Here is a 24,772-nt window from a genome sequence, read left to right on the forward strand (position 1 = left end):
CGATGACGACGATCGCCTTCGACCGCCTGCAGCATCTGATCCAGGTTCCGGTGACAATCGGTACGGCGGAGTACCGCTTCCTCGTCGATACCGGGATCGGGACCACAGTGATCTCGTCCGCGGTCGCCGATCTCCTCGACGGCGCGACGACCGGCGAGACGTTCACCGGCCGGCGGATGTCCGGCCAGGCGGTCGAGGTGCCGTTGGTGCGGGTGCCGCGGATCGCTCTCGGTGACTTCGTGGTCGAAGGACACGTGGCCGGCGTCGCCGATCTGGGTGACGAATTCGCCGGGATCCTCGGTCCGACCTTCTTCGAGAACCACACGGTCACGACGGATCCCGACGCGAGGACGCTGACGATCCGGCCGCGGGACAGTTTCGTTGCCGATGGCCCGGAGGTCCCGCTCGACGTACGGCGTGAGTCGGTGTCGGCCGATCCGTTCACGCAGCTCGTGCTGCCGAGCGGGCGGGAGATCACGGTAGAGGTGGACACGGGGTCGGACAGCGCCGCGGGTTCTGTTCCAGAAGATCATTCATGACGGGCTTGTGGGTACCGGGTATCTCGAGCGGTACAGGACGACTTTCGACATCACGGGGGCTCGCCTCGTGCTCGCTGCGCGCGAACCCTCTGAGACAGAGCTGTAATCGGTTTACTTCCGGTATGCACCTGAAAGGGCGTTACCTTCCGGGGGACTTCGTCGTTGGAGTTCCCGAGGGAGTTGGGATGGAGATCAGGGCGGCTGGGCCGGGGGATGTCGACGCGGCGGTGGCGTTGCACGACGCACTCGTTCCGTATCTGGTGGTCACCCGGAGTTCGCTGATCCGGCGGCTGACGGCGCCGGCCGCTCCAGGCAACGGCGCGTTCGCGGCGGTGGACGGCGGTGAGCTGGTCGGCTGGGCCTCGGGCGGGCTGATCGGCGGCTCGGATCCGCTGGACGGCGAGCTGCGGCTGCTGGTCCGGCCGGAGTACCGCGGCCGCGGTATCGGCACGAGCTTGCTGGAGGCAACGCACGCGGACCTGCGCAGGGCCGGGGCGACGTCCGCCCGGGTGTTCGCCGACCCGAGCAGCGTCGGCTGGGCCGCGCGGTTCGGTTACCGGCAGACGCGCCAGGTGCACTACGCGGGTATCGACCCGCGCAAGGTGCCGGACAGCCCCGAGATCCCGAGTCAGGTGAGCCTGGTGCCGTTCACCGAGGTCGATCCGCGGCTGCTGCACGCCGCGGACGAAGTTGCCCAGCGCACGAAGCCCGGCGACGCGAAGATCCCCTCACATCCGTACGACGCGTGGCTCGCCGACATCTGGAACGCGCCGGACCTGGTCCGCGAGGTGAGCATCGCCGCGATGTACGACGGGCAGATCATCGCCTTCACCCGCAACCACGGCGATCGCGCCAAGATGTGGTCGAGGATGACGTCGACGATGCCGGAGTACCGCGGTCGCGGGCTCGCCAAACTGGTCAAGAGCGCGGCCCTGCATCGCGCCGCCGACGCCGGGATCGAGGGCGCCTACACCGCCAACTACGACGGCAACACCCCGATGCTCGCCGTCAACGAATGGCTCGGCTACGACCGGATCGCCACCCACGCGGTCCTGATCTGCCCGCTCTAGGGGACGAGCAGTACGACGGTCTCCGCGACGCAGGCGGGCTTCGTGGAGCCCTCGAGCTCGATCACCCAGTTGAGGGAGACCTGGACGCCGGCCGGGGTCTCGACCGCGTTCGAGATCGAGGCGCCGGCGCGGACCCGCGCACCGACCGGGACCGGGGCGGGGAAGCGGACCTTGTTCACGCCGTAGTTGAGTTTGGCGGTCACGCCGTCGACCTTGAACAGTTCGTCGCCGAAGCGCGCGATCAGGCTCAGGGTCAGGTAACCGTGCGCGATCGTCCCGCCGTACGGGCCCTTCTTGGCGCGCTCGACGTCGACGTGGATCCACTGGTGGTCACCGGTCGCCTCGGCGAACTGGTTCACCTGCTCCTGGGTGATCTCCAGCCACTCGGTCTCACCCAGCGGGGTGCCGACCGCGTGGACGACTTCGTCGACTCCGGTGTAGGTCTGCGGCATCGTCGAGTCCTCAGTTCCCGTTAGTTCCCGATTAGTTGCGCGGTCCGCCGGCGACGTACAGCACCTGGCCGGATACGAAACCGGCCTCCTCGCTGCAGAAGAACGACGCCGCGGCGGCGATGTCCTCCGGCTTCCCGGTCCGCTGCACCGGGATGGTGGCTGCGGTGGCCTTCTTGAACTCCTCGAAGTCGACGCCGACCCGGGCGGCGGTCGCCGCCGTCATGTCGGTCTCGATGAAGCCCGGCGCGATCGCGTTCGCGGTAACGCCGAACTTGCCCAGCTCGATCGCCAGGGTCTTGGCCAGGCCCTGCAGACCGGCCTTCGCGGAGGCGTAGTTGGCCTGGCCGCGGTTGCCGAGCGCGGAGGTCGAGGAGAGGAACACGATCCGCCCGTACGCGGCGTCGACCATGTGCGCCTGGACCGCCTTGGACATCAGGAAGCTGCCCTTGAGGTGGACCGACATGACCGTGTCCCAGTCGTCCTCGGACATCTTGAACAGCAGGTTGTCCCGCAGTACGCCGGCGTTGTTGACCAGGATCGTCGGCGCGCCCAGCTCGGCCACCACCCGCGCGACCGCGGCCGCGACCTGGTCGGACTTGCTGACGTCGGCGCCGACGCCGATCGCCTTGCCGCCGGCCTCGGTGATCGCCTTCACGGTGGCGTCGCAGGCGCCTTCGTCGAGGTCGATGACCGCGACGGCGTTCCCGTCCTGGGCGAGCCGCTGCGCGACGGCCGCGCCGATTCCCCGGGCTGCCCCGGTCACGATCGCCACCCGCTCGCTCATTCACCGCTCCAATCGGTCACTGGTCTGCCGGGGATGACATTACCCACGCTGTGTCACCCGGGAAGTACCCCGGATGCGATGATCGCCGTGTGGATCATCACAACCGGCACGTTTACCACTGCCCGTTGCGCTGGGGAGACATGGACGCGCTCGGCCACGTCAACAACGGCCGGTACGTCGACTATCTCCAGGATGCCCGCGTCGACTTCCTGTTCCGGACTGCCGCCGAGCTGGGCGCGGACGCGCTCGAGACCGGACTGCTGGTGGCGCGGCACGAGGTCCAGTACCGGGCACCGCTGCTGTTCCGTCCTGAACCGGTTCGGATCGAGCTGTGGATCAGTGAGATCAAGGCCGCGTCGTTCACGGTCGACTACGAGATCCTGGACGCGGAGCCCGAGCGCCGTACCTATGTCGAGGCGCGGACCAGGCTCGTGCCCTTCGACTTCACAGCCAACAGGCTCCGGCGGATCACACCGGTCGAGAAGGCCGCGCTGACCAAGCTGGTGGGCGCATGACGTTCACTTACCAGGTCCTGGTCCGCTGGTCCGACATCGACTCGTACGACCACGTCAACAACGTGCGGTACTTCGACTACCTGCAAGAGGCCCGGATCGCGTTCCTCGCCCAGATCATGGGGACCACGGGGGACTACTTCGCGCAGTACCCGGTCGTGCTCGTCAGCCAGACGGTGGACTACCTGCGTCCGATCCACCTGCGGCACCCGCCGTACGACGTGGACGTGTGGGTCGCCTCCGTCGGTACGACGTCGTACACGCTCGGGTCGCGGATCGTGGACCGCAGCGGCGAGTCGGAGGACGTGTACGCGAAGGCGGAGTCCGTATTGGTCGTCGTGGACGGTGAGACGCACGCCAAGCGGCAGCTGGGAGACGCCGAACGGGCAGCCCTCCTCGAGCACGTTGTGACCACTTGAGAGACTAGATCCAACATGAGCGAGCAGCAGAGCTTCTATGACGCCGTCGGTGGGGCGGATACCTTCCACCGGTTGGTGGCGGCCTTCTACCGCGGTGTTGCCGCCGACCCGGAACTGAGAGCGTTGTACCCGGAGGAGGACCTCGGTCCGGCCGAGGTGCGCTTCCGGATGTTCCTGGAGCAGTACTGGGGCGGCCCGAAGACGTACTCCGAGCAGCGCGGGCACCCCCGGCTGCGGATGCGGCACGCCCCGTTCGCGGTCACCCCGAGCCAGCGGGACCGGTGGCTCGGCCACATGCGTGCCGCGCTGGACGAGCTCGGCCTGACACCTGAGCAGGACGAGCAGATCTGGACCTACATGGTGATGGCCGCGCACAGCATGGTGAACACCGACGAACCGCAGTACCCGGGCGCGATCGACGTGTCCGGCCGCTGAACTTCTCTTCGAAGGAGACAACACGAGCATGGCTACCACTCGTACGGCCAAGGCCCACTGGGAAGGCTCGCTGATGGAGGGCGCCGGCCAGGTCGCTCTCGAGTCGTCCGGTGTCGGCACCTACGACGTCACCTGGGCCTCCCGCGCGAACGACGCCAACGGCAAGACCAGCCCGGAAGAGCTGATCGCGGCCGCGCACTCCACCTGCTTCTCGATGGCGCTGTCGCACGCGCTCGCCGGTGCGGGGCACGCGCCGACGTCGATCGACACCCAGGCCGACGTCACCTTCCAGCCGGGTGAGGGCATCACCGGCATCAAGCTGGCCGTCAACGGCAACGTCCCCGGCCTGACCGCGGACGAGTTCGCCGAGTACGCCGAGGGTGCGAAGAAGAACTGCCCGGTCTCGCAGGCGCTGTCGGCCGTCCCGATCACGCTGGACGTCACCTTCACCGCCTGATCACGACCAGACGTCCGGCGAACCCAGGTGGGTTCGCCGGACGTTCGTTTTCAGCCGTGGAACTGGGCGACGACCTTGGTGAAGTCGTACGCGTTCTGCGAGATCCCGCTGCACGAGTCCCCGTCGGTGTTGCTCCCGCCGCACTTGCGGTCCCGGTTGACCGACCAGAACGTGAAGCGGGCCAGGTGGTGCTGCTGCGCGTAGGCGAGCATCGTCTTGAAGTCCTGCAGCCGGACCGTCTCGCCGTCGTCGGTCTTGCCGTTCATCGACGAGATGCCCATGTGCCGGTACGCCGTGTCGTCGGAGTACCCGTAGGCCGTCTTCAGCCGGCCCTTCAGACCCTCCTCGGCCTTCTGGGTGAGCGTCGCCATGTTGGTCGAGCCGCCGCCGAAGTCGAACGGCATCAGCACCCAGCCGTCGTTGGCCAGCCCGGCCTTGGCGGCCCGGTTGATCAGGTCGACCCCGGAGGAGTCCGGGCCGGTCTGGTCGGTACCCATCGTGATGTAGGTCTTGATCCCGGAGTTCTTGGACTTGACGGTCTTCAGTGCGTCGACGACCCGCTGCCGCGCGGCCGAGCTGTGGAACTCGGTGTCCTCGATGTCGATGTCGATCGCCTTCAGCTTGTAGGCGTCGATCACCTTCTGGTACGCCCCGGCCAGTGCGGAGGCCGAGGTGCACTTCTCGCCGAGCTTGTTACCGGACCAGCCGCCGAACGACGGGATGACGTCACCGCCGGCCGCCCGGATGTTGTTGATCGCGGTCTGGTCGGAGCCGCCGGTCAGCGCGCGGTCGCCGTCCCACTTCGGGTTGCAGCCGCCGTCGGACAGGATGAACGCGAGCGTGAACCACTTGTTGCCGGCCGCCTTCATCACGTCGGCGGGCTTCTGCGGGTTGCCCCAGCCGAGGTACTCGTACGGCGCCGCGCCGATGCTGGCCGGGTCCGCCTGGGCCCGGGCGGGTGCCTGGGTGGAGGCTTGGGCGGCGAGGGCCGCGCCGACCACCAGCGTGCCGGCGGCGACCGTCGCGGCGGCGGCCTTGAGGATGCGCATCTGGAACTCCGATCTTGGGGGCGGTTAGGAGTTAGGAAAGTTTCCTATCAGTTGCTGATGTGGTCAAGACCTGCTCGTTCATCAGCAGGAAGGCGCCGAGGCCGTGGAAGTCGTTGGTGGCGCGTTCGCGGCCGACGTAGTACTTGTAGTCGCCGACGTTCGTGCCGATCGAGATCCCGGCCAGGTTGGTGCGACCGTCCGAGCCGAGGCTGAGCTTGGCCATGACGCCCCGGTAGCCGCGGTCCGCTGTCGATTGGTACGACGCGTCGACGTACCCGCGTTCGACCGCGCGAGAGATGACGAAGGTGTACATCGAGGAGCAGGACGTCTCGGTCCAGTTGTCGGACCGGCTGCCCTTGTCGACGACCTGGAACCAGCGCCCGGTGGCCGGGTCCTGGTACTGCGCGTACGCCGCGACGAGCTTCCGCAGTACCTCGATCAGCTCGGCCCGCCGCGGCTGGTTCGCCGGTACGACGTCCAGCACGTCGATGGTCGCCATACCGAACCAGCCTTCGGCGCGGCACCACACCTCGGGGGACTGGCCGGTCTTGGGGTCGGCCCAGGTCTGCGTGTGGGACTCGTCGTACGCGTGCCGCAGCAGGCCGTTCGACTGCTGCAGATGGCTGGCGTAGACGAGGAGCTGGTTCACGGTCTCCTTGTCGGTGTACGCCGAGTCGCCGAACTCGTGGCCGTACTCCGCGAGGAACGGGTCCACCATGAACACACCGTCACCCCAGAGCTGGTGCTGACGACTGGTGGCGTGCCAGAAGCCCTGGTCCGCGGTCCGGGGATAGGTGTTCAGCCGTTTCCGGATCTTGGCCGCCGCAACCTCGTAGCGGTGGTCGCCGGTCTCGTGGTGCAGTACGACGAGCAGGCGGCCGGCGAGCATGCTGTCCAGGCTGTTGAAGCTGTTGTCGATGTTCCCGGACTTGTCGACGAACCGGTCGACCCAGGACCTGATGTAGCTCAGGTACTTCGGGTCATGCGTGCGTTGGTAGACCAGGTATTGGCCGTAGAGGTACAGCCCGACCGGATAGGACCAGCCGCCGATCGTGGTGGGCTTGTAGCGAGCCATGGTCGAGTCGACCATCCGCACCGACCAGTCTGCTGCTGCCAACGCTGCTGGTGGATTCACAGCGACATCCAGGTAGTCCAGGTTGGGAGCGCCGTTCGCTGTGGTCGCTGTGACGCGGACGGTGTTGGCGCCGGCTCGCAGGTTCGTTGTGGTGTGGATAGTCCGCCACAGGGTCCACGCGCCGGTGGACGGGATGGCGACGTTCTTGGCGACAGTGGCGCCGTTGACTGCGATGTCGACGGCGCGGTTGGCGGTTGTCCCGTTGGCGTGGTCGAAGACGAGCGTGGCAGGACCGGCCTGGTCACGGTCGAGCTTCCACTCGACGTAGCTGCCGGTCTGGTTGGGCGTGTTGACGAACCCCGCACCGGAGTACCCGGAGTGGTCTTTGTCGACGGTGCTGCCAGGGGACAGGGTCGCCGCCTCGGCCTCGTACCGCTGGGTCGTTCCAGCCCGGGAGACGCGATACATGACTGTGCCATGCGCCGGCACCGATGCGCTGATCTGACCTGTGGTGCTTCGGGACGTCTTACTCCACAAGTCTTTCAGCATGTACGACGCGGAGCCGCCGAGGCCGACTGCCTCCGCTGTCGTGCTGACCGTTGCTGTCGAACCAGTCTCGTTGGAGAGCGCTACGGCTCGGTCTCCGTTCGCCAGGGTCTTGGTGTAGACGACCAGACCGCTCGACGAGCTGACCACAGTGGCCTGGCGGCCCAGGCGGTCCTGGTCGATGGCGATGACGTCCGGGTTCGTCAGGATGTCGAAGGTCTCCGCGGATGCCTTGCGAAGGTCGGTGCCGATCAAGAGCGGCGCCGACATCATCGCCCAGAGGCTGAAGTGCGTGCGGTACTCCGTTGCCGTCATGCCGCCGTTGCCGACCTCCAGCATGTCCGGGTCGTTCCAGTGCCCCGGTCCGGCGTACTGGCTCAGGTCACGGTTGGCCTGGGCCTTGCCGATCATGCTGGTCCAGTTGTCGCTGATGTCGCCGGTGGTGCGCCACAGGTTGCCGACGTCCGCGCCCCACTGCCAGACCTTCGGCGGTCCGGTGCGACCCCACTCGCAGATGGAGTACATGATCGGCCGTCCGGTAGCCAGTAGTGCGTCACGCATCGCGGTGTACCGCTGCTGCGCGTCGACGCCCTGGTTGTTGCAGTTGTCGTACTTCAGGTAGTCCACGCCCCATGACGCGAACAGATCGGCGTCCTGCTTCTCATGGCCGAGCCCACCCGGGAAGCCGTTCCTGTCGCAGGTCTTCGTCCCTGCGCTGGTGTACAGCCCGAACTTCAAGCCCTTGCTGTGGACGTAGTCGGCCAGACTCTTGATGCCGTGCGGGAACCGCGCCGGGTCCGGCACCAGGTTGCCCTGTGCGTTGCGCTGGGGGAGCGCCCAGCAGTCGTCGATGTTGACGTACTGGTACCCGGCGTCCCTCAGACCGCGGCTGACGAACAGGTCCGCGATGCTCTTGATCATGGCCTCGTTGAACGCGGACGTGCACTTGGTCGAGTTCCAGTTGTTGAACCCCATCGGCGGTGTCCGGGCCTGTCCGTTCTCGAGGTTCGCAGTACGGCAGTTGCTGGACGAGTCGGTCGCCTTAACCCGCAGCGAGCCACCGCTCACGCAGTACCCGTTCACGGCCTGGAACGGCCTGGTGCCGATGCTGTTCGGGTTGTAGTCCTTCGGGTCGTTGCTCGGTACGCCGGTGCCCGTCGTCGTGCTGCCGCCCGGCACCGTCAGCTGCACGTTGTCGAACGTGATGTCGCTGATCTTGTCCTCACCCCAGAGCGTCGGGCTGTACGCCGTACCCCTCGCACCGTCGTACGTGCCGGTGACGTTCTGGTAGGTGATGTTGCTGATCGAGCCGACACCCGGACTGCCGCCGCAGCGTTTCCGGGTGCCGACCTTCTGCATGATCGGGCTGCGGGTGCCGGACATCGTGATGTCGCGGTAGTGCACGTCGGAGATGTTGCTGCCGTCCATCGAGACCATGCCGAGCCCGGACTTGCCGGCGCCCGTGATCTTGATCCGGTCGAACGCGTAGTCGGTGAAGTTGCCGCAGGTCTCCGAGCCGAACATCAACGCGTTGCAGCAGCCTGCGGAGAGCTGGCTGTCGGAGACCCGCACGTGTCCGTTGTCGATCGTCATGCCCAACGCCCAGTCGCTCTTGAAGACCAGTGCGTCGTCGTTGGCGGCGATGTTCGCGTGGGTGATCGTGACGTTCTTGGCGTTGATGATGTTCCAGCCGTCGCGGTTGTCGGCGGTGTCGATCCGCAGGCCGTCCGAGCTGATGTCGTCGCAGCCGTTGGTGAGCATCGCGAAGTGGCCGCCGCGGCGCAGCCGGATGCCGTCGACGCGCAGTCCGTCGCAGCGCGTCAGCGAGATGATCTTGTCGGCCTGGCCAGACTTCGGGTTGCCGGTGATCAGGTGACCGCCGCCGTCGATGGTGCCGGCGCCGGTGAACGCGATGTCGGTCAGCTGGTCGCCCCACAGCATCGCGTCGTGGAAGTGACTGTGGCCGTAGTCCTGGTACTTGTCGTTCGGGTTGGCCTCCGCTTTGTCATAGGTGTTGTTGCTCGCGCCGAGGATGGTCGCGCCGGAGTCGAGTTGGTACGTGAGGTGGCTCTTCAGGTGGATGGAGTTGGCGCTCTTGTACGTGCCAGCCGGGAACCGCACGGTGCTCCCGGGCGCTGCCGCCGCGATCGCCTTGTTGATAGCCGCGCTGTCGTTGGCCTTGCCGTCGCCCTTCGCGCCGTAATCCTTCACGTTGGTGTCGAGAGCCTGCGCAAGGGTTGTTGCCGGTTGCGCGTACGACGTGCCGATCCAGGCCTCGTCGATGCGGAGCCGTTTGTAGCGGGTTGGGTCTGAAGAGGCGGCGTAGGTGTTGACGACCTCGAGGCGGACATGGCGGGTGGTGGTGGCCGGCAGGTCGATGTAGACGACGGCGCGACGGCTGGGGAGGGTGCCGGTCTTGATGGGGGAGCCCCAGGTCTTCCCGTCGGCGCCCGCGTAGACGTGGTAGCTCTTGATGCGGGCAGACTGCTCGCTGGCGGAGCGTGCGTATGCGACCGAGTCCTCGCGCTGGTTGAGGCCGATGAACCGGACCGGCTTCGACGACCCGAGGTCGAAGTCCAGCGAGACCGGCGTGGTCCTGTTGCTGTCCCAGTAGGTCAGGTAGCTGCCGTCAGCCGCCGCGGCCGGGTTGGTGCCGGCCGTGGCGCTCATCGTGTACGACGACGCAGGGAAGATGCCCTCGCGGCCGGCGCTCTCGACTTTGAAGACGGTGTCGTACGCGTCCCAGCTGGTCAGGCCGGTGAGCGTGAGGATGCCGTTGGCCTGCGAGTGGGCGATCGCCTTGCCGGTCCGCAGATCGGTGACGTCGGCGATGCGGTAGCCGTTGTCGCGGATTCGCAGTGTGTTCGTGGACGGCTTGGTGAGTACGTGGATGTACTGCTCGTCCGGATCGGTCCGGCTGACCGTGGTAACGCCGTACGCGCCGTCGTTCCACGCGCCGGGTTTCAGGCCGCCGTACAGGTACCCGCCGCCCTCGGTGCCGTGGATCGACGGCCAGATCGGCCGCAGGTATTTGTCGAAAAGGTTGTTGAAATCTTCCTGGTGGGACGGGAACCGGCCGTCGACCATCGCGGTCTCGGCCATCAGCGACTTGATCGACGAGCCGGCGTTGGCGACGTACCGACCGATCGTCAGGCGGGTGTCGACGGTCGGGTTGGTGCCGTCGTACCACCAGGCGCCTTTCGACGGCAGCTTGAAATCGGCCTCGATCAGCCGCGGCGCCGCGGTGTAGACCGCCTGCGGGTAGTCGTAGTCCGGGGACATACCGGTCTTCTGCTCGTTGCTGATCATGTCCATGATCGGCGTGTCCTCGTTGTTGTTGCTGAGCGTGTACTCCGGTCGGTCATGGCGGATCTTGTCGTACAGCCCGTGGCTCTCCCAGTAGGTGTTGTCGTTGTCGATCCAGAAGCCGCCGAGGTCCGGGTACCGCTGCATCACCTCGACGAAGTTGTCGTAGCTGAACTCGCCGAACCCGTCGCGGGTGCTCAGATCCACGCTGTGGCCCTTGTACTTCGAGTACGCCGCCGAGTCGAGCCAGTCCTTGCCGGACGGCAGCCCGTCGTTGTGCCACTGCGGGTCGTCGGTCATGTAGAGGATGACCTTGAGCCCCTGCGCCTTCGCAGCGTCGATGGTCTCGCGGAGTAGGTCGCGGTTGGTGTGGCAGCTGCCCGGGATCTTCGACGGCCACGGCCGCGCATACCCGAGCCGGCTGTGGAAGGTCGCCAGGACCAGGTACTGCGTGTGCAGCTTTTGCGCCTCCCGGACCCAGTACGCCGGGTCCCAGCCGCCGGCCTTCACGGCGTTCTCCCAGGCGCTGCAGTTGGTGTAGCCGGGGGAGGACCGCATCCCCCAGTGCAGGAACAGGCCGCCGGTCGACTCGCGGAGGAACTGCTGCCGGGGATGTTCCAGCTCGGCGCGGGCCGGCTGTGCGGGGAACAGAACTGTCAGCAGGGTCGTGAGCAGGAGAAGAGGGAGGAGTGCCGCCGGACAGCGGCGCAGGGCGGATCGTGCGCGCATTTCGAGCTCCAAACCTGGGGGCGGTCAGAGTTGGGCTTCTGTTAGGAAGGTTTCCTAATGGTTCGCTCGATCATGACGCGCCGGTCGCGATGCGTCAACAGCTGATTTCTGTCGGTGCCGTCTTGGAGACTGCTCGCATGCCTGACGACTCCGCTCTGCTCGACAACCATCTGGCCTTCCTCGCGGCCCATCGCGGAGTTGTCCGCCGCTCGGCCGAGGCGATCGAGGTAGTGGGCGAATCGGACGAGTTCTCCGCGTGGACCCCGCTCTCGCTGACCGCTGAACTCCCGGCCGGGACGTCCACGGTCCGCCTGGTGCCGTGGAGTGGCGCGGGCTGGGTTGAGCGCCTGGCCGCGGCGGGCTTCGAGCCGGCCGAGGTTCTGGTGCACATGGAGGCGTCGGCTGGATCGGTGGCGGGAGAGCCGGTCGAGCCGATCGACTCGGATGCGGACGCCTTGGGGTTTGCGGAGGTGCAGAGTGCGGCGTTTCTCGAGGTCGGCGAGCCGGACTACGACTGGTGGCAGAAGATGTTCGCCGAGCGAGCCGTCCAGAACTACCGGGCGCCGGGGCAGTCGCTCTACCTGCTCCGCGTCGACGGCCGGCCGGCGTCGAGCACGCTGGTACTGCGGACCGGGTCAGTCGTCGGCGTCTACCCGGTCGCGACCAAACCGGAGTACCGGGGGCGAGGGCTGGCGACGGCACTGCTCGCGCAGGCGCGGCGGGACGCGGTCGGCGACCGGCTCACGCTGCAGGTGGTCGAGGGGTCGGACGCGGAGCGGCTCTACCTCAACCTCGGGTTTCGTCCTGCTTTTCGCTCCCCGCACTTTCGTCGGCTTTAGCCTCTTCCTTCTCGGTGCCCGAGCCGACACCGGAGGAGGCCTCGCTGTTCGGGTCGCGGTTGGTCAGGTTGCCGATCCGGACCACTTCGCCGTTGCGGACGTACCAGGTGGTGCCGTCGTCGCCGCGGAGCGTCGTGATCCGCAGGCCGACCGCGACCACGGTCCCGGTCGCCTTCTCCATGTCGATCAGGTCGCCCACGCCGTACTGGTCCTCGAAGATCATGAACACACCGGCCAGGAAGTCCTTCACCAGCGTCTGCGCGCCGAAGCCGAGCGCCACACCGATGATGCTGGCGGAGGCGATCACCGGCAGGATGTTGAAGCCGAGCTCGGCCAGCACCATCACCACCAGGACGGCGGTCAGCACGATCGTCACCGCGCTGGTCAGCAGCGACGCGATCGTCTCCGCGCGCTGCGCCCGGCGCTCGTTCGCGAGGGTGTTCTCGACGAACTCCTGGCCGCGCTTGGACTTCGCCAGCACGCCGGCCACCGCGCCGTTGCCGGTCCGGCGGGCGAACCGCCGGATGACCTTGTGCAGCAGCCAGCGGAGCACGAAGAAACCGATGATCAGTCCCGCGATCCGGGCCGGGACGACCACGATCTGGTCGGTCACCTCGAGTTTGCCGTCGTTGCCGGTGCGGAAGAACGTCGGAAACGCGTCCGGGGGCGACAACAGATGCGAAAACAGGGGGTGACTGAACGGGGACAGAAGGTAGCTGGTCAGAATAGGCATCTCGCCGCCTGATCTTAGTAAGGCTGACAAGGAGACGGAAAAGCATGTCGAGCCGGCTGGATGACGAGCTGTCCAGGCTCGTGAGCGCTGGGGTGCTGCGCCAGTACCAGGCCGACTCGATCCGTGACGCCGCCGACGCCGAGATCGACGCGGCGCTGGCCGACCCCGGCCGGCCCCTTCCGAAAGGGGCACCGCAGACAGCCCAGGCGCCCGAGCCGGCCAAGCCCAAGGCGCCGCCGGTCGAGGCCCACCCGAACGCGTTGGTCGAGGTGCTCGGGTACATCGGCGGCGCGCTGCTGCTCGGTGCGGTCGCGCTCCTGACCTTGGCGAACTGGGGCGAGATGGGCCGCGCGGCCCGGGTCAGCACCGGGACGACGGCGGCGGTCGTGCTGCTCGGCGCGGCCGTGGTGCTCGCGTTGCTGCGGCGCCGTGAGCAGCTGAGTTCGGCGCTCGCGTCGCTGGGGTGCTGTGTGGCCGGCTTCGCGACGTACGTGGCGATCGAGGGGCAGGCCGGGCGGGTCGCCGGGGTGGCGGTCGCGCTCGCGCTGGCCGCGGTCGGGTTGTGGTGGCTCGAGGGGTCATCGTTGCTGGTGGCAACGTTCGGCATCCTGGCCGTGGGTGTGTTGGTGATCACGGCAGACGTCCTCACTCCGGACACCGGCTCGGCGATGAACAGCGCTGGGATCGCCGGCACCGGCTTCATCATCGTCGCGTTCGTGTTCGCGATGCTCGGCCTGGTGCGGGATCAGGTGACCTCGTGGTCACTGGCCGGGGCGGCGATGTTCAGCTCGTCGATCTGCTGGCTGGTGCAGGAGCGCGGCGAGATCATGGCGCTGGCCGTCGGTACGGCGGGCCCTGCGGCCCTGCTGGTCGCCTACGGCCGGACTCGGCGTCCGGCGTACGCCGTGGTGGGCTGTGCGATCCTCCTGGTCATCTGGCCGACCTCGCTGTACCAGCTGACCGACAACATGGCCGGTGTGGCGATCGGGCTGGTCGTGGCCAGCGGTGTGCTGCTGCTCGCCGTACTGATGCTCAGCAGGCGGCCCTCGAACGAGTGACACGGCGCGCGCCGTTTAGCCGTTGGCGCGGTTGATGCGGCAGACTCGCTGAGGTGACAGCTCCCACTGCAGCCCTTGTCGAGCTAGCGGTTGCCCATGGCGTGGCGACGGAGTACTGGAACTGGCAAGGCGAGCATGTGATCGTCTCGAGCGAGGTCGTCGCCGACGTACTCGCTGCGCTCGGCGTGGACGCGTCCACACCGGACAGGGCGGCTCTTGCACTTGCCGAGCACCAGGAGGCGCGCTGGCGGCGTACGCTGCCCGCCACCGTGGTGATGCGGGAGGGCTGGACGCCCTGGTTCGCCGTACACCTGCCGCATGGGTCGACAGCTGAGGTCTGGGTCGACCTTGAGGACGGCGGTCAGCGACGGGACATCCCGCAGCAGGACCACTGGGTCGAGCCGCAGTGGGTCGACGGCGTACAGGTCGGCGAGGCGACGTTCCAGCTGCCCGGGGACCTGCCGCTCGGGTACCACCGGCTGTGCGCACGGGTCGGTACCAATCCGGAGATCTCGGTCAGCACGCTGATCGTCACACCGCGCAAGCTGGAGCCGGAGAAGCTGCGCCGCACCTGGGGCTGGGTGCTGCAGCTGTACTCCGTTCGCTCGCGGCGGTCCTGGGGGATCGGCGACCTGCACGACCTGGGCGACCTGGCTGCGTGGTCTGCGCATGACCTGGGCGCCGGGTTCGTGCTGGTGAACCCGTTGCACGCCGCGGAGCTGGCCGGGCGGATGGAGCCCTCGCCGTACCTCCCGGCGTCGCGGCGCTTCAGCAACCCGATCTACCTGCGGATCGAGGACATCGACGAGTACGGCGACCTCGCGCCGGCCGAGCGGGATCGCGTGCGCACGCTGGCGCTGCAGGCCCGGGCGCTCAGCGAGGACGTCACCGCGCTGGACCGGGACACGGTCTGGGCCGCCAAGCGCGAGGCGCTGCAACTGCTGTTCCGGGTGCAGCCGTCGGTCGGACGGATCGCGGAGTACGGCGCGTACTGCGACCGGGAGAGCCAGGGGCTGATCGACTTCGCCACCTGGGCCGCCATCGCCGACGTCCACGGCCCGGAGTGGAGCAAGTGGCCCGACGAGCTGCAGGAGCCGACGTCGTCGGCAGTCGTTGCCTTCCGCAACGAGAACCCGGACGCGGTCGAGTTCCACTGCTGGCTGCAGTGGCAGCTGGACGAGCAGCTGGCGCGGACGCAGGCCCGGGCGAAGGCGGCTGGTATGTCGCTGGGCGTCGTACATGATCTTGCGGTCGGTGTGCACCCGGATGGCGCAGATGCGTGGGCGCTGCAGAACGTGCTCGCGCCGAACATCCACGTGGGTGCGCCGCCGGACGCGTTCAACCAGCAGGGGCAGGACTGGTCGCAGCCGCCCTGGCGGCCCAACGCGCTCGCCGAGACCGGGTACGCCGCGTGGCGGGACCTGGTGCGGGCCGTGATGCGGCACGGCGGCGGACTGCGGATCGACCACATCCTCGGGATGTTCCGGCTCTGGTGGGTGACGTCGCCGGAGCGGCCCACCGAGGGGACGTACGTGCGGTACGACCACGAGGCGCTGATCGGGATCCTGGTGCTCGAGGCCCAGCGCTCCGGGGTGACCGTGATCGGCGAGGACCTCGGGACGGTCGAGCCGTGGGTGCGCGACTACCTCACCGAGCGCGGCATCCTCGGTACGTCGGTGCTGTGGTTCGAGCGGGACGCCAACGGGAAGCCGCTCGCGCCGGAGCGGTGGCGGGAGCTGTGCCTGGCGACCGTGACCACGCACGACCTGCCGCCGACCGCGGGGTACCTGGCCGGCGACCACGTGGAGCTGAGGAACCGGCTCGGGCTGCTGACGCGTCCGGTCGCGGAGGAGCTCGCGGTCGACGAGGCGGACCGCGACGCGTGGCTCGCAGCCTTGCGTGAGCGTCATCTGCTGAGCGACACCGACGGCGACGTCGAGCGGATCGTCGAGGCGCTGCACCAGTACGTCGCGCACACGCCGTCCAAGCTGGTCGGGGTCGCGTTGACGGACGCGGTCGGCGAGCGACGTACGCAGAACCAGCCGGGGACGACGGACGAGTACCCGAACTGGCGGATCCCGCTCGGTGGGCCGGACGGCGAGCCGGTCCTGGTCGAGGACCTGCCGAACAACCACCGCCTCCGCCGGCTGATCGGCGCACTGAACATATAGCTTTCTGTATTCGACTGCTCACCAACCGTTGACAATAGATTTGAACGGTTGTTTTCTATTGAGCAGGAGGCGCGCCTTCCTTCGCTGTTCTACCGCCCCAGCAGTTGAAGGAGTTCGCATGCAACGGAAATGGAGCATGGCCGCGACGGCCGTCGGCGCATTGGCGTTGACGGTGTGTACGTCGGTGCCGCTCGCCTACGGACACGGGTATACGACCGGGCCGATCAGCCGGGCCAAGAATTGTCAGGACGGAGTCGTGCAGGACTGCGGTCAGATCCAGTGGGAGCCGCAGAGCGTGGAAGGACCCAAGGGGTTCCCGCAGGTGGGTCCTGCGGACGGGAGCCTCTGCTCGGCGGGGCTGCCGCAGTTCGCCGAACTCGACGATCAGCGCGGCGGGACCTGGCCGGCTACCCAGCTCCAGGGTGGTCAGGGGTTCACGTTCACGTGGCATCTGACGGCGGCGCACGCGACTACGGACTTCAAGTACTACATGACCAAGCAGGGCTGGGATCCGACCCAGCCGCTGACGCGGTCCGCGCTGGATCTCGAACCGTTCCTCACCGTCCCGATGAACGGCGCGCGACCGGCGACCGATGTCTTCCACCCCGGAACCATCCCGGCCGGAAGGACCGGACGGCACCTGATCCTCGCGGTCTGGACGATCGCCGACACCGCGAACGCCTTCTACCAGTGCTCGGATGTTAATTTCTAATTCAATCTGACGTTTCGCCAATATCTTTCCTGGGCAGTGCACTCCTTGAAATAACCGCCCCATATTTCAAGGAGTGTCCCCATGAAGTCAGTGCTCCGTCGCGTCGTCGTCCCGATCGTCGCCGTACTCGTCGGCCTGCTGCCCGGTGTGGTCGCAGTCGAGCAGGCGTCGGCGCTGACCAAGATGACCCACGCCCAGGCGACCGCGATCTTCTCCGCCGCCGGCATCACCTGGTCGTCCAGCGGCAACTGCTCGAACCGCAACAACTCGACCTGTACGTCGTTCGACCAGATCAACGACAGCACGGTGTACGGCGTCCGTACGCTGCGGCAGGCGAGCGGGTGCGCGATCCGGATCACCGGCGGCACCGAGACCGGCCACGCGAGCGGCACCTACAGCCACTGGAACGGCTACAAGGTCGACGTCGCGATCACCACGTGCGTCACCAACTACGTCCACAACAACTTCACCCGAATCGCCGACCGCGGCGACGGCTACCCCCAGTGGCGCTCCGGCGCCGGCAACATCTACGCCAACGAAGGCAACCACTGGGACATCACCTACTACAACTGCGGCGGCTGCTGACAACAAAAGCAGCCGCGCTCCGCGCGGGGTGTGGAGTGGCAACTGCGGCGGCTGCTGACAACGAAAAGCAGCCGCGCTCCGCGCGGGTAGTGCGGAGGTAACTGCGGCGGCTGCTGGCACCGCTGACTGACTGGCGGCCGCTCCAGGGTGAGGCCCTGGGGCGGCCGGAGTCCGGTGGGTACTAGGCTTCGGGGCGTGATACCTCAATTGTCGGGGCACTCCCTGTTGGTGTTCGTCGGGATTCCTCTGTTGGTTGTCGCGGTGCTGGCGTTGCTGGTGTTCGCGTCGTCGATCGCTGACGGGCCGCGGTACCGGCCGGGGTTGTCCTGGTGGGCTCCGCCGGTCTGGATCAACGGGCCGACGGCGACCAAGCCGGACCCGGCCAACCTGCCCGAGCTGCCGGAGCTGACCGGTGCGCCCGGGACCACGAACACCGCGACCACTGCCGTCGCCCGCACGACCGGAGGCGCAAGTGCCAGCTGGTGACGCATTCACCCCGGACCAGCTCTACGACATCGAGCGAGCGGTCAGGTACGCCGAGGAGACCTCCGGCCTGCACTTCTCCGTGTACGTCGGCGGCGCGGACTCCGAGACCCGTCCGTTCGCGCTCGAGCTGTTCAACGAGCTCGACGACCCGGACAGCACCGTCCTGGTGTACGTCGACCCGGCCGGCCGCCGGCTGGAGATCGTCACCGGCCCGCTGGCCAAGCGACAGCTGTCTGACACCGCCGCCGGACTGGCCGCGCTGACCATGCAGACGTCGTTCGCCACCGGCGACCTCACCGGCGGTCTGGTCACCGGTGTACAGCAGCTGGGTACGCACGCGCACCAGCCGCCGCTGCTGCACGCCAGCGACGAGCAGCACAAGCTGTAGCACGTGGCACCGGCCCTGCAGCCCCGCATGATCGAGCTGGGCGACGTCGTACTGCGTCCGTTCGTCGCATCCGACGAGGCTGCTGTGGCCGAGGCGCTGCGTGACCCGGGCATCCTCCGCTGGACAGCTGGTACGGCGGTCATCCGCGCACCAGCCGATCAGCGTGCCCGCAGGTGGCTGGAGCCGCGTATCGACGGCTGGAACCGTGGCAGCGCCATCTTCGCGATCGCGGACGCTGCCACGGACCAGGTGCTCGGCAACGTGTCGCTGCGGGACGTACACCGCATCCCGGACCAGGCCGTCGCGGCGTACTGGGTCAGCCCGCTCGCCCGCGGCCGCCGGCTCGGTGCGCGCGCACTCGACGCCGCGGCGACCTTCGGCTTCGCAGCCAACGGATTGGGCCTGCACCGCATCTCACTCGACCACTCGCTGATCAACGAGGGTTCGTGCCGCGTCGCGCTCCGCGCCGGCTTCCAGCTGGAGGGCGTTATGCGCGACTACTACGTCGAGCCGACCGGGAAGCGGCACGACTCGCACCTGCACGCCCGGCTGGCCACCGACGTGGTCCCGTCAGCCGGCTGACGCGGCCGGCTCGTAGGTCGGGCAGGCCGGGCTCGGGTACGCCGCCTGCGTGCGCGGGTCCAGGCACAGGTTCACGACCTGCGCCGAGGACGACCCCGGGCCCAGGTAGACGATCCAGGTGTTGATGACCGGGGTCATCGAGCTGCTGTTCGTGATGCCCGGGTACTGCCCGTTGACCAGCATCGCCTTCGCCGGGATCCCGGCCCGGGTGAGCGTGGCCGCGGTGTTCTTCGCCGTCTGGTCCGCAGGCATGCCGACGTCGGTCGGGTACTTGTCGATCACGACGATCCACTGGCCGCGCTTGAACTTCGGCGAGACCGGCCCGGTGTTCACCTGCGGCGTGGTCTTCTCCGCCTTGGCCTTCGGCGCGGTCGAGGAGGCCGGCGGCTGCCGATCCGCCTTCGAGGCGGTCCCGCTCGCGGTCTCGGTCGGCACCTGTGGTGCCGCGGCGCCGGTGTCGGTGCCCGACCCCATCCGCAGCCCGTCGGCCGGCGGGTCGTCCGAGGTTCCGCGGGTCAGGATGAATCCGAATATCGCGGCCATCGCCGCCGCTGCCACCACGCCCGCGCCGATGGCGCTGTGCGAACGCTGGGCCTTCCGCGGGCCTGCTGCCGGCGTACTCCGCCTGGCAGCGGTCTTCTGTTGTTTGCGCGCAACCCGAGCGGGCGGCTTCCGGTGATCGACGCGAGTCACGGCAAGGGCCCCTCCCCAAGAAAACCCGGACCGCCCCGTGGATGGGACAGTCCGGTGCAGCTTAAACCGAACGACCGAATAAGTGAGCCTCTCTCAGGTGGCGAGAATCTCTTTCCCTGTAAGGGAATCGCGCACCGCTTACGACTCCTCACGATCCGCCGACGAGCAATCGTTTGACCCTCACTGAACGAGGTCGTCCGAGTCGGTAGCGCAATGTCTTGACCTAGACAGCGCTCTAGCTGATTCGCTGCTGCTATGCGTTATCTGACCATCGGAAGTGACCCCGCGCGACAGCGCCGGGTGAGCCAGATCGCCCTCGGGGCGATGCTCATGGGTACGACGACCGACGAGGCGACGTCGTACGCGATTCTGGACCGGTACGTCGAGGCGGGCGGCACGTTCGTCGACACGGCCAACAACTATGCGTTCTGGGTCAACGGCACCCAGGGCGGCGAGAGCGAGCAGCTGCTCGGGCGGTGGCTGCGCAGCCGCGGCATCGGGGACGAGCTGACGATCGCGACCAAGGTGGGCGGACGGCCGCCACAGCCCGCCAAGGGCTTGAGCGAGCATCTCGAGGGCCTGTCGGCCCAGGTGATCAAGGAGTCCCTGGCCCGGAGCCTGGAGAACCTCGGGCGCGACCACGTGGACGTGTACTACGCCCACGTGCCCGACCCCGCCGTACCGCTGGCGGAGCAGGTTGAGACGTTCGGGGCGGTGGCCGCGGACGGGACGGTCGGTCTGCTCGGGCTGAGCAACCACTGGAGCTGGCAGATCGAGCGGGCGAGGACGCTGGCGGCTGCGGCGGGTCTGCCGGGTTGTGAGGTGCTGCAACATCACCACACGTACTTCCGGGCCCGCACCGACCAGGGTGGTCTTCGCTCGCGCGACGGCAGCATCGGTGTCACGGACGGGCAGCTCCTGAGTTACCTGCGCGCAGAGCCCGGCCTGACGCTGGTGGCGTACACACCACTCCTCAGCGGCGGGTACGTCCGAGCTGACAGGCCGCTGGACGAGCTGTACGACCACGCCGGCACGAGAGCTCGCAAGATCGCGCTGGACGACGTCGTACAGCAGACCGGTGCCACAGCGAACCAGGTGGTCCTCTCGTGGTTGATGGGCGGTGACATCCCGATCATCCCGCTGGTCGGCGCATCATCCGTCACCCAGCTCGACGAGACCCTCGCGGCCGCCGACCTCGAGCTCACACCCGAGCAGCGGAACCGACTGGACGCAGCCGGCCAGAACTAAGTCCCAGACGGGATTCCGTCGTACTTCGCCTTCGGGCGGGTGTCGAGGGCGTCGTCCAGCCAGGCGTCGATGTCGACGCCGCCGGAGAGGATGTGCTGCACGTACGACGCGCGCTCGTGGCTCAGCACCTCCAGCTCCCAGACGCACGGGGCAGCGCCGATCGGAGCAGGGCGGAGGTCGTCCACTTCCATGCCGCTGAAGATGCTCAGGCGGGACTGGAAGTCCCTCGCCCAGCTCTGCACGACCAGGTAGATGCCGTCGTCGCCCAGGTGCAGTACGACGACGCCGAGGCCGACCGACCCCATCGCGTCGTCGAACTCGAGCTGCCGCGTCGCAGTGCCGCGGGCCACGTCGACCATGTGGTCGTCCCACTGCCGTCCGCGGGCCGTGACGATGTACGGCTTCACCAGGCGGTTGGAGTACCGCCAGGGCATCAGGGGAGTGACTGGGCGGGGTCTGTACGCCTCTGCGAGTCCGGTCAGCGCTACAGCTGCCGCACCGGCCAAGGCGGGGTCGGAGGCGGGCACCGAACCAGTCTTACCGCACTGCGAGGTTCAAAAACAGCAGGGCCGGTCTCTGATGAGACCGGCCCTGCTACAGCACAGCTCAGGCGACGATGTCCTTCGCCTGCGCGGCAATCGCGCGGGTCAGGTCGGCCTGTGCCTCGGTGACGTACCGGAGCGTCGGAGCGTCGACTGCCGACGACTCCGCGGCCAGCCAGCCGGTCAGCGCGTCCAGTGCGGCCTGGTCGGCCAGGTGGCGCGGTGACAGGTACACCAGGACGTTCTCGCCCATCGACGAACCCAGCCGGGTGTACACGTCCTTGGCTGCGTTCAGGTACTTGTCGACGTACGGCCGGAGCAGGTCCTCCTGGCCGGGCTGCTGGAAGCCGAGGATGGTCCGGAACTGCGTCTCGTTCGGGGTGTCCTCGGACTCCACCGCGATCCGCCAAGCCTCTTCCTTCGCCTCGGCTGTCGGCCGGGCGGCACGGGCCTGCGCGGCCCGCTCCTGACCGGTGATCGTGGTGTCGCGGGTGAGCTCGTCGTCGATCTCGTCCGCACCGATCTTCCCGAGGCGGGCCAGTGCCACGATCAGCGTCCAGCGCAGGTCGGTGTCGACGGCCAGGCCTTCCGGCAGATCGCGCCCGTCCAGCCAGCCGGCGAGCCGGTCCGCGCCGGCTGCAGAGAACACCGCCGAGCTGTACGCCCGGACGAATGCCAGCTGGTGGTCGCTGCCCGGCTCCGCGTCCGCGACCAGACCGGACAGTGCCTCCTCGAGCTGGGCCCGCAGGGCAGGCCGGTTCTGCGGGGCGGCGTACTGGTTGACGGCGCTGTTCGCCTGGGCGAGCAGCGAGCGGACACCGGTGAGGTCGGTCTCGGCCCGGATGCCGCGTAGGACGATGCCGACGTACTGGCTGGCCGGCATCTCGGCGTCGCGGGTCATGTCCCACGTCGAGCCCCAGGCGAGTGCCCTGGGCAACGACTCGGTCAGCTGGTCGATCGACTCGACCAGCGTGGCGCGGGAGCGCTCGTCCAGCCGGATCTTCGCGTAGGTGAGGTCGTCGTCGTTCAGCAGCACGAGATCCGGCTGCGTGGCGCCGGTGAGCTCGGGCAACTCGGTGCGGGCGCCGTCGATGTCGACCTCGAACCGCTCGGTCCGGACCAGGCCCTCGTCGGTCCGCCGGTACAGGCCGACCGCGAGCCGGTGCGGGCGCAGTACGGGGAACTTGTCGGTCGCGGTCTGCTCGATCGCGAAGGAGGTGAAGGCTCCGGCGTCGTCGACGGTGAAGTCGGCGCGCAGCGTGTTCACCCCGGCCGTCCGCAGCCAGCGCTCGGTCCAGTCGTCCAGGTCCCGGCCGGACGCCTTCTCCAGCGGCTTCAGCAGGTCGGTCAGCTCGGTGTTGCCGAACGCATGGTCGTGGAAGTACTCCTTCAGCGCGGTGACGAACGTGTCCTCACCGACGAACGCGACCAGCTGCCGCAGCGTCGACGCGCCCTTGGCGTAGGTGATGCCGTCGAAGTTCACCTCGACCGCGTGGAAGTCGATCATGTCGGCCGCGATCGGGTGCGTCGACGGCAGCTGGTCCTGCCGGTACGCCCAGTTCTTCCGGGCGTTGCAGAACGTCGTCCAGGCGTCGGAGTACTTCGTCGTCGCGACCACCTGGGCCCAGTGGCTGGCCCACTCGGCGAACGACTCGTTCAGCCACAGGTCGTCCCACCAGGTCATCGTGACCAGGTCGCCGAACCACATGTGCGCCAGCTCGTGCAGCACGGTGTTGGCGCGGGACTCCAGCTCCGCATGCGTCGTCCGGCTGCGGAACAGGTACTCGTCCCGCAGCGTCACGCAGCCGGCGTTCTCCATCGCGCCCATGTTGTACTCCGGCACGAAGGCCTGGTCGTACTTGTGGAACGGGTACGGCGTCCCGAACGCCTCCTCGAACAGCGCGAAGCCCTGCTTGGTGACCTCGAACAGGTCCTCGACGTCCAGCGCTTCCTTGAGCGACGGACGGCACAGCAGCGACAACGGGTACGTCCCGTGCGGACCCTCGTACGCGTCCGTCACCACGTGGTAGGGACCCGCGACCACAGCGGTGATGTACGTCGAGATCCGCTCGGTCGGCGGGAACTCCCAGCGCGCCAGCTCCTCACCGTGCTCACCGGTGTACGTCGTGGGCTCGGGGGTCGGCGCGTTCGAGATGACCGCCCAGCGGGCCGGGGCGGAGACGGTGAAGGTGAAGGGGGCCTTGAGGTCGGGCTGCTCGAAGGTGGTGAACACCCGGCGGGCGTCCGGCACCTCGAACTGCGTGTAGAGGTAGGTCTCCTTGTCGGCCGGGTCGACCGAACGGTGCAGCCCTTCACCGGTGCGGGAGTAGAGGCAGTCCGCGACCACGGTCAGCTCGTTGCGCTCCGCCAGCCCGTCGAGCTGGATGCGTGCGCCGTCGTACACCACGTCCGGGTCGAGGGCGACGCCGTTCAGCGTCACCGAGCGGACCTTGTCCGCGATCAGGTCGGCGAACGTGCTCGCGCCGGCCGTCGCGGTGAAGGTGACGGCGGTCACGGACGGGAACGTGGGGGCGCCGCTCGGGGCGCCGGTCAGGTCGAGCTCGATCGCGTAGGTCACGTCACTGACCACGCCCGCACGGGAACGCGCCTCGTCGCGCGTCAGGTTGGTTCCAGGCATGTCCGCATCCTATGCACCTGGTTCTCAGGTTCGCCGAGGGTTTCCCCGCGACATTGGGTATTGGATACCGAGACGATATCTGGTGTTCTTCAACTTTGTATGATGGTGAATATGACTGCCTCTGCAGATTTCTGGTTCGACCCGGCCTGCCCCTGGGCCTGGATGACGTCCCGCTGGATGCTCGAGGTCGAGCAGGTCCGGGATGTGAAGACGACCTGGCACGTGATGAGCCTCGCCGTCCTGAACGAAGACCGCCGTGAGCACGACGCCGACTGGCTGCGGTTGCTCGGCCGGGTCCGGGTGCTGATCGCCGCCGAGCAGGCGCACGGCAACGAAGTGCTGCTGCCGCTCTACACCGCGCTCGGCCGCCGGATCCACAACGAGGGCCGCGGCGGCAAGGACGACGCCGTGCTGGCCGAGGCGCTCGAGGAGGTCGGTCTGCCGTCGTCGCTGCTGGAGGCGGCCGACACCGACAAGTACGATGACGCGCTGAAGAAGTCGCACCACGCCGGCATGGACCTGGTCGGCATGGATGTCGGTACGCCGGTCATCGCGGTCGAGGGCACCGCGTTCTTCGGGCCGGTCGTGACGCCGGCGCCCAAGGGCGAGGCGGCCGGCAAGCTCTGGGACGGCGTCCGGCTCGTCGCCGGCACCGAGGGTTTCTTCGAGATCAAGCGCACCCGCGACCGCGGGCCGATCTTCGACTGACACTTCAGGGCTTGCA

General features: G+C 67.9%; 24 protein-coding genes. 16 read left to right on the top strand and 8 right to left on the bottom strand.

The window, feature by feature from the left end:
- Nucleotides 1–2 precede the first annotated feature (2 nt).
- Together ABT313_RS08520 and ABT313_RS08525 are read left to right on the top strand one after the other, a co-directional pair.
- A complete protein-coding gene (locus ABT313_RS08520; RefSeq protein ID WP_350850156.1) occupies nucleotides 3–539 on the top strand; it encodes a retropepsin-like aspartic protease in 537 nt (178 codons plus the stop codon).
- 185 nt (nucleotides 540–724) lie between these two features.
- Nucleotides 725–1,609 (top strand): GNAT family N-acetyltransferase, encoded by an 885-nt coding sequence (locus tag ABT313_RS08525; protein WP_350850158.1) that lies wholly within the window; start codon nucleotides 725–727, stop codon nucleotides 1,607–1,609.
- On the opposite strand, the gene ABT313_RS08530 is transcribed toward ABT313_RS08525, so the two are convergent.
- Together ABT313_RS08530 and ABT313_RS08535 are read right to left on the bottom strand one after the other, a co-directional pair.
- Nucleotides 1,606–2,061: a MaoC family dehydratase gene (locus ABT313_RS08530; protein ID WP_350850160.1), complete on the bottom strand. Its 456-nt coding sequence runs from the start codon at nucleotides 2,059–2,061 to the stop codon at nucleotides 1,606–1,608. The genes ABT313_RS08525 and ABT313_RS08530 overlap by 4 nt on opposite strands.
- A 31-nt stretch (nucleotides 2,062–2,092) precedes the next feature.
- Nucleotides 2,093–2,845 (bottom strand): SDR family oxidoreductase, encoded by a 753-nt coding sequence (locus ABT313_RS08535; RefSeq protein WP_350850162.1) that lies wholly within the window; start codon nucleotides 2,843–2,845, stop codon nucleotides 2,093–2,095.
- 89 nt (nucleotides 2,846–2,934) lie between these two features.
- Between ABT313_RS08535 and ABT313_RS08540 the strand changes: the two genes are divergently transcribed.
- The 4 genes from ABT313_RS08540 to ABT313_RS08555 are packed head-to-tail and all read left to right on the top strand — an operon-like array spanning nucleotide 2,935 to nucleotide 4,668.
- Nucleotides 2,935–3,360, top strand: coding sequence for an acyl-CoA thioesterase (locus ABT313_RS08540; RefSeq protein WP_350850164.1), 426 nt, complete (start codon nucleotides 2,935–2,937; stop codon nucleotides 3,358–3,360).
- Nucleotides 3,357–3,776, top strand: a complete 420-nt coding sequence (locus ABT313_RS08545; RefSeq protein ID WP_350850166.1) for an acyl-CoA thioesterase — start codon at nucleotides 3,357–3,359, stop codon at nucleotides 3,774–3,776. The genes ABT313_RS08540 and ABT313_RS08545 overlap by 4 nt, the downstream gene beginning before the upstream one ends.
- Nucleotides 3,777–3,791: 15 nt before the next feature.
- Nucleotides 3,792–4,211 (top strand): globin, encoded by a 420-nt coding sequence (locus ABT313_RS08550; RefSeq protein WP_350850168.1) that lies wholly within the window; start codon nucleotides 3,792–3,794, stop codon nucleotides 4,209–4,211.
- 28 nt (nucleotides 4,212–4,239) lie between these two features.
- Complete coding sequence (locus tag ABT313_RS08555) at nucleotides 4,240–4,668, top strand: OsmC family protein (protein WP_350850170.1); 429 nt, start codon at nucleotides 4,240–4,242, stop codon at nucleotides 4,666–4,668.
- A 50-nt stretch (nucleotides 4,669–4,718) separates the two neighbouring features.
- Here ABT313_RS08555 and ABT313_RS08560 read toward each other — a convergent pair whose 3' ends face one another.
- Nucleotides 4,719–5,717, bottom strand: coding sequence for a chitinase (locus ABT313_RS08560; RefSeq protein ID WP_350850172.1), 999 nt, complete (start codon nucleotides 5,715–5,717; stop codon nucleotides 4,719–4,721).
- A 31-nt stretch (nucleotides 5,718–5,748) separates the two neighbouring features.
- The gene (locus ABT313_RS08565; protein ID WP_350850174.1) at nucleotides 5,749–11,373 is read right to left on the bottom strand and encodes a glycoside hydrolase family 88 protein; all 5,625 of its coding nucleotides are present in this window, start codon (nucleotides 11,371–11,373) and stop codon (nucleotides 5,749–5,751) included.
- Nucleotides 11,374–11,510: 137 nt separating this feature from the next.
- Here ABT313_RS08565 and ABT313_RS08570 point away from each other — a divergent pair, with 137 nt between their 5' ends.
- A complete protein-coding gene (locus ABT313_RS08570) occupies nucleotides 11,511–12,212 on the top strand; it encodes a GNAT family N-acetyltransferase (RefSeq protein WP_350850176.1) in 702 nt (233 codons plus the stop codon).
- On the opposite strand, the gene ABT313_RS08575 is transcribed toward ABT313_RS08570, so the two are convergent.
- A complete protein-coding gene (locus ABT313_RS08575; RefSeq protein WP_350850178.1) occupies nucleotides 12,160–12,945 on the bottom strand; it encodes a mechanosensitive ion channel family protein in 786 nt (261 codons plus the stop codon). The genes ABT313_RS08570 and ABT313_RS08575 overlap by 53 nt on opposite strands.
- 44 nt (nucleotides 12,946–12,989) lie before the next feature.
- Between ABT313_RS08575 and ABT313_RS08580 the strand changes: the two genes are divergently transcribed.
- From ABT313_RS08580 to ABT313_RS08610, 7 genes are all read left to right on the top strand, one after another.
- A complete protein-coding gene (locus ABT313_RS08580; protein WP_350850180.1) occupies nucleotides 12,990–14,003 on the top strand; it encodes a hypothetical protein in 1,014 nt (337 codons plus the stop codon).
- 53 nt (nucleotides 14,004–14,056) lie between these two features.
- Entirely contained in the window at nucleotides 14,057–16,174 is a 2,118-nt protein-coding gene (gene malQ, locus ABT313_RS08585) for a 4-alpha-glucanotransferase (protein ID WP_350850182.1), read from the top strand.
- A gap of 118 nt (nucleotides 16,175–16,292) precedes the next feature.
- Nucleotides 16,293–16,886 (top strand): lytic polysaccharide monooxygenase auxiliary activity family 9 protein, encoded by a 594-nt coding sequence (locus ABT313_RS08590; protein ID WP_350850183.1) that lies wholly within the window; start codon nucleotides 16,293–16,295, stop codon nucleotides 16,884–16,886.
- Between the two features lie 81 nt (nucleotides 16,887–16,967).
- Complete coding sequence (locus ABT313_RS08595; RefSeq protein ID WP_350850185.1) at nucleotides 16,968–17,471, top strand: hypothetical protein; 504 nt, start codon at nucleotides 16,968–16,970, stop codon at nucleotides 17,469–17,471.
- 195 nt (nucleotides 17,472–17,666) lie between these two features.
- Nucleotides 17,667–17,957, top strand: a complete 291-nt coding sequence (ctaJ, locus tag ABT313_RS08600; protein WP_350850187.1) for an aa3-type cytochrome oxidase subunit CtaJ — start codon at nucleotides 17,667–17,669, stop codon at nucleotides 17,955–17,957.
- A complete protein-coding gene (locus ABT313_RS08605; protein WP_350850189.1) occupies nucleotides 17,944–18,345 on the top strand; it encodes a DUF5130 family protein in 402 nt (133 codons plus the stop codon). The genes ctaJ and ABT313_RS08605 overlap by 14 nt, the downstream gene beginning before the upstream one ends.
- A 3-nt stretch (nucleotides 18,346–18,348) precedes the next feature.
- Nucleotides 18,349–18,927, top strand: a complete 579-nt coding sequence (locus tag ABT313_RS08610; protein WP_350850191.1) for a GNAT family N-acetyltransferase — start codon at nucleotides 18,349–18,351, stop codon at nucleotides 18,925–18,927.
- On the opposite strand, the gene ABT313_RS08615 is transcribed toward ABT313_RS08610, so the two are convergent.
- Entirely contained in the window at nucleotides 18,916–19,620 is a 705-nt protein-coding gene (locus tag ABT313_RS08615; protein ID WP_350850193.1) for a hypothetical protein, read from the bottom strand. The genes ABT313_RS08610 and ABT313_RS08615 overlap by 12 nt on opposite strands.
- A 255-nt stretch (nucleotides 19,621–19,875) precedes the next feature.
- Here ABT313_RS08615 and ABT313_RS08620 point away from each other — a divergent pair, with 255 nt between their 5' ends.
- Nucleotides 19,876–20,868, top strand: coding sequence for an aldo/keto reductase (locus tag ABT313_RS08620; protein WP_350850195.1), 993 nt, complete (start codon nucleotides 19,876–19,878; stop codon nucleotides 20,866–20,868).
- On the opposite strand, the gene ABT313_RS08625 is transcribed toward ABT313_RS08620, so the two are convergent.
- The gene (locus ABT313_RS08625; protein WP_350850197.1) at nucleotides 20,865–21,395 is read right to left on the bottom strand and encodes a hypothetical protein; all 531 of its coding nucleotides are present in this window, start codon (nucleotides 21,393–21,395) and stop codon (nucleotides 20,865–20,867) included. The two genes, ABT313_RS08620 and ABT313_RS08625, sit on opposite strands and share 4 nt — an antisense overlap.
- 79 nt (nucleotides 21,396–21,474) lie before the next feature.
- On the bottom strand, nucleotides 21,475–24,048 hold the full coding sequence (gene pepN / locus ABT313_RS08630; RefSeq protein ID WP_350850199.1) for an aminopeptidase N: 2,574 nt from the start codon (nucleotides 24,046–24,048) through the stop codon (nucleotides 21,475–21,477).
- 111 nt (nucleotides 24,049–24,159) lie between these two features.
- On the opposite strand from pepN, the gene ABT313_RS08635 reads away from it, so the two are divergent.
- Nucleotides 24,160–24,756 (top strand): mycothiol-dependent nitroreductase Rv2466c family protein, encoded by a 597-nt coding sequence (locus ABT313_RS08635; RefSeq protein WP_350850201.1) that lies wholly within the window; start codon nucleotides 24,160–24,162, stop codon nucleotides 24,754–24,756.
- Nucleotides 24,757–24,772: the final 16 nt, after the last annotated feature.

This window comes from Kribbella sp. NPDC000426 (genome assembly GCF_040300265.1).
Classification (GTDB): Bacteria; Actinomycetota; Actinomycetes; order Propionibacteriales; family Kribbellaceae; genus Kribbella.

Excerpts from the sequence above, each read along its gene's own strand:
- ABT313_RS08590 (WP_350850183.1), top strand. The coding sequence starts at position 16,293 with ATGCAACGGAAATGGAGCATGGCCGCGACGGCCGTCGGCGCATTGGCG.
- ABT313_RS08620 (WP_350850195.1), top strand. The coding sequence starts at position 19,876 with ATGCGTTATCTGACCATCGGAAGTGACCCCGCGCGACAGCGCCGGGTG.
- ABT313_RS08520 (WP_350850156.1), top strand. The coding sequence starts at position 3 with ATGACGACGATCGCCTTCGACCGCCTGCAGCATCTGATCCAGGTTCCG.
- ABT313_RS08535 (WP_350850162.1), bottom strand. The coding sequence starts at position 2,845 with ATGAGCGAGCGGGTGGCGATCGTGACCGGGGCAGCCCGGGGAATCGGC.
- ABT313_RS08635 (WP_350850201.1), top strand. The coding sequence starts at position 24,160 with ATGACTGCCTCTGCAGATTTCTGGTTCGACCCGGCCTGCCCCTGGGCC.
- ABT313_RS08570 (WP_350850176.1), top strand. The coding sequence starts at position 11,511 with ATGCCTGACGACTCCGCTCTGCTCGACAACCATCTGGCCTTCCTCGCG.
- ABT313_RS08525 (WP_350850158.1), top strand. The coding sequence starts at position 725 with ATGGAGATCAGGGCGGCTGGGCCGGGGGATGTCGACGCGGCGGTGGCG.
- ABT313_RS08530 (WP_350850160.1), bottom strand. The coding sequence starts at position 2,061 with ATGCCGCAGACCTACACCGGAGTCGACGAAGTCGTCCACGCGGTCGGC.
- pepN (WP_350850199.1), bottom strand. The coding sequence starts at position 24,048 with ATGCCTGGAACCAACCTGACGCGCGACGAGGCGCGTTCCCGTGCGGGC.
- ABT313_RS08595 (WP_350850185.1), top strand. The coding sequence starts at position 16,968 with ATGAAGTCAGTGCTCCGTCGCGTCGTCGTCCCGATCGTCGCCGTACTC.
- ABT313_RS08550 (WP_350850168.1), top strand. The coding sequence starts at position 3,792 with ATGAGCGAGCAGCAGAGCTTCTATGACGCCGTCGGTGGGGCGGATACC.
- ABT313_RS08560 (WP_350850172.1), bottom strand. The coding sequence starts at position 5,717 with ATGCGCATCCTCAAGGCCGCCGCCGCGACGGTCGCCGCCGGCACGCTG.
- ABT313_RS08565 (WP_350850174.1), bottom strand. The coding sequence starts at position 11,373 with ATGCGCGCACGATCCGCCCTGCGCCGCTGTCCGGCGGCACTCCTCCCT.
- ABT313_RS08545 (WP_350850166.1), top strand. The coding sequence starts at position 3,357 with ATGACGTTCACTTACCAGGTCCTGGTCCGCTGGTCCGACATCGACTCG.
- ABT313_RS08555 (WP_350850170.1), top strand. The coding sequence starts at position 4,240 with ATGGCTACCACTCGTACGGCCAAGGCCCACTGGGAAGGCTCGCTGATG.
- ABT313_RS08575 (WP_350850178.1), bottom strand. The coding sequence starts at position 12,945 with ATGCCTATTCTGACCAGCTACCTTCTGTCCCCGTTCAGTCACCCCCTG.
- ABT313_RS08580 (WP_350850180.1), top strand. The coding sequence starts at position 12,990 with ATGTCGAGCCGGCTGGATGACGAGCTGTCCAGGCTCGTGAGCGCTGGG.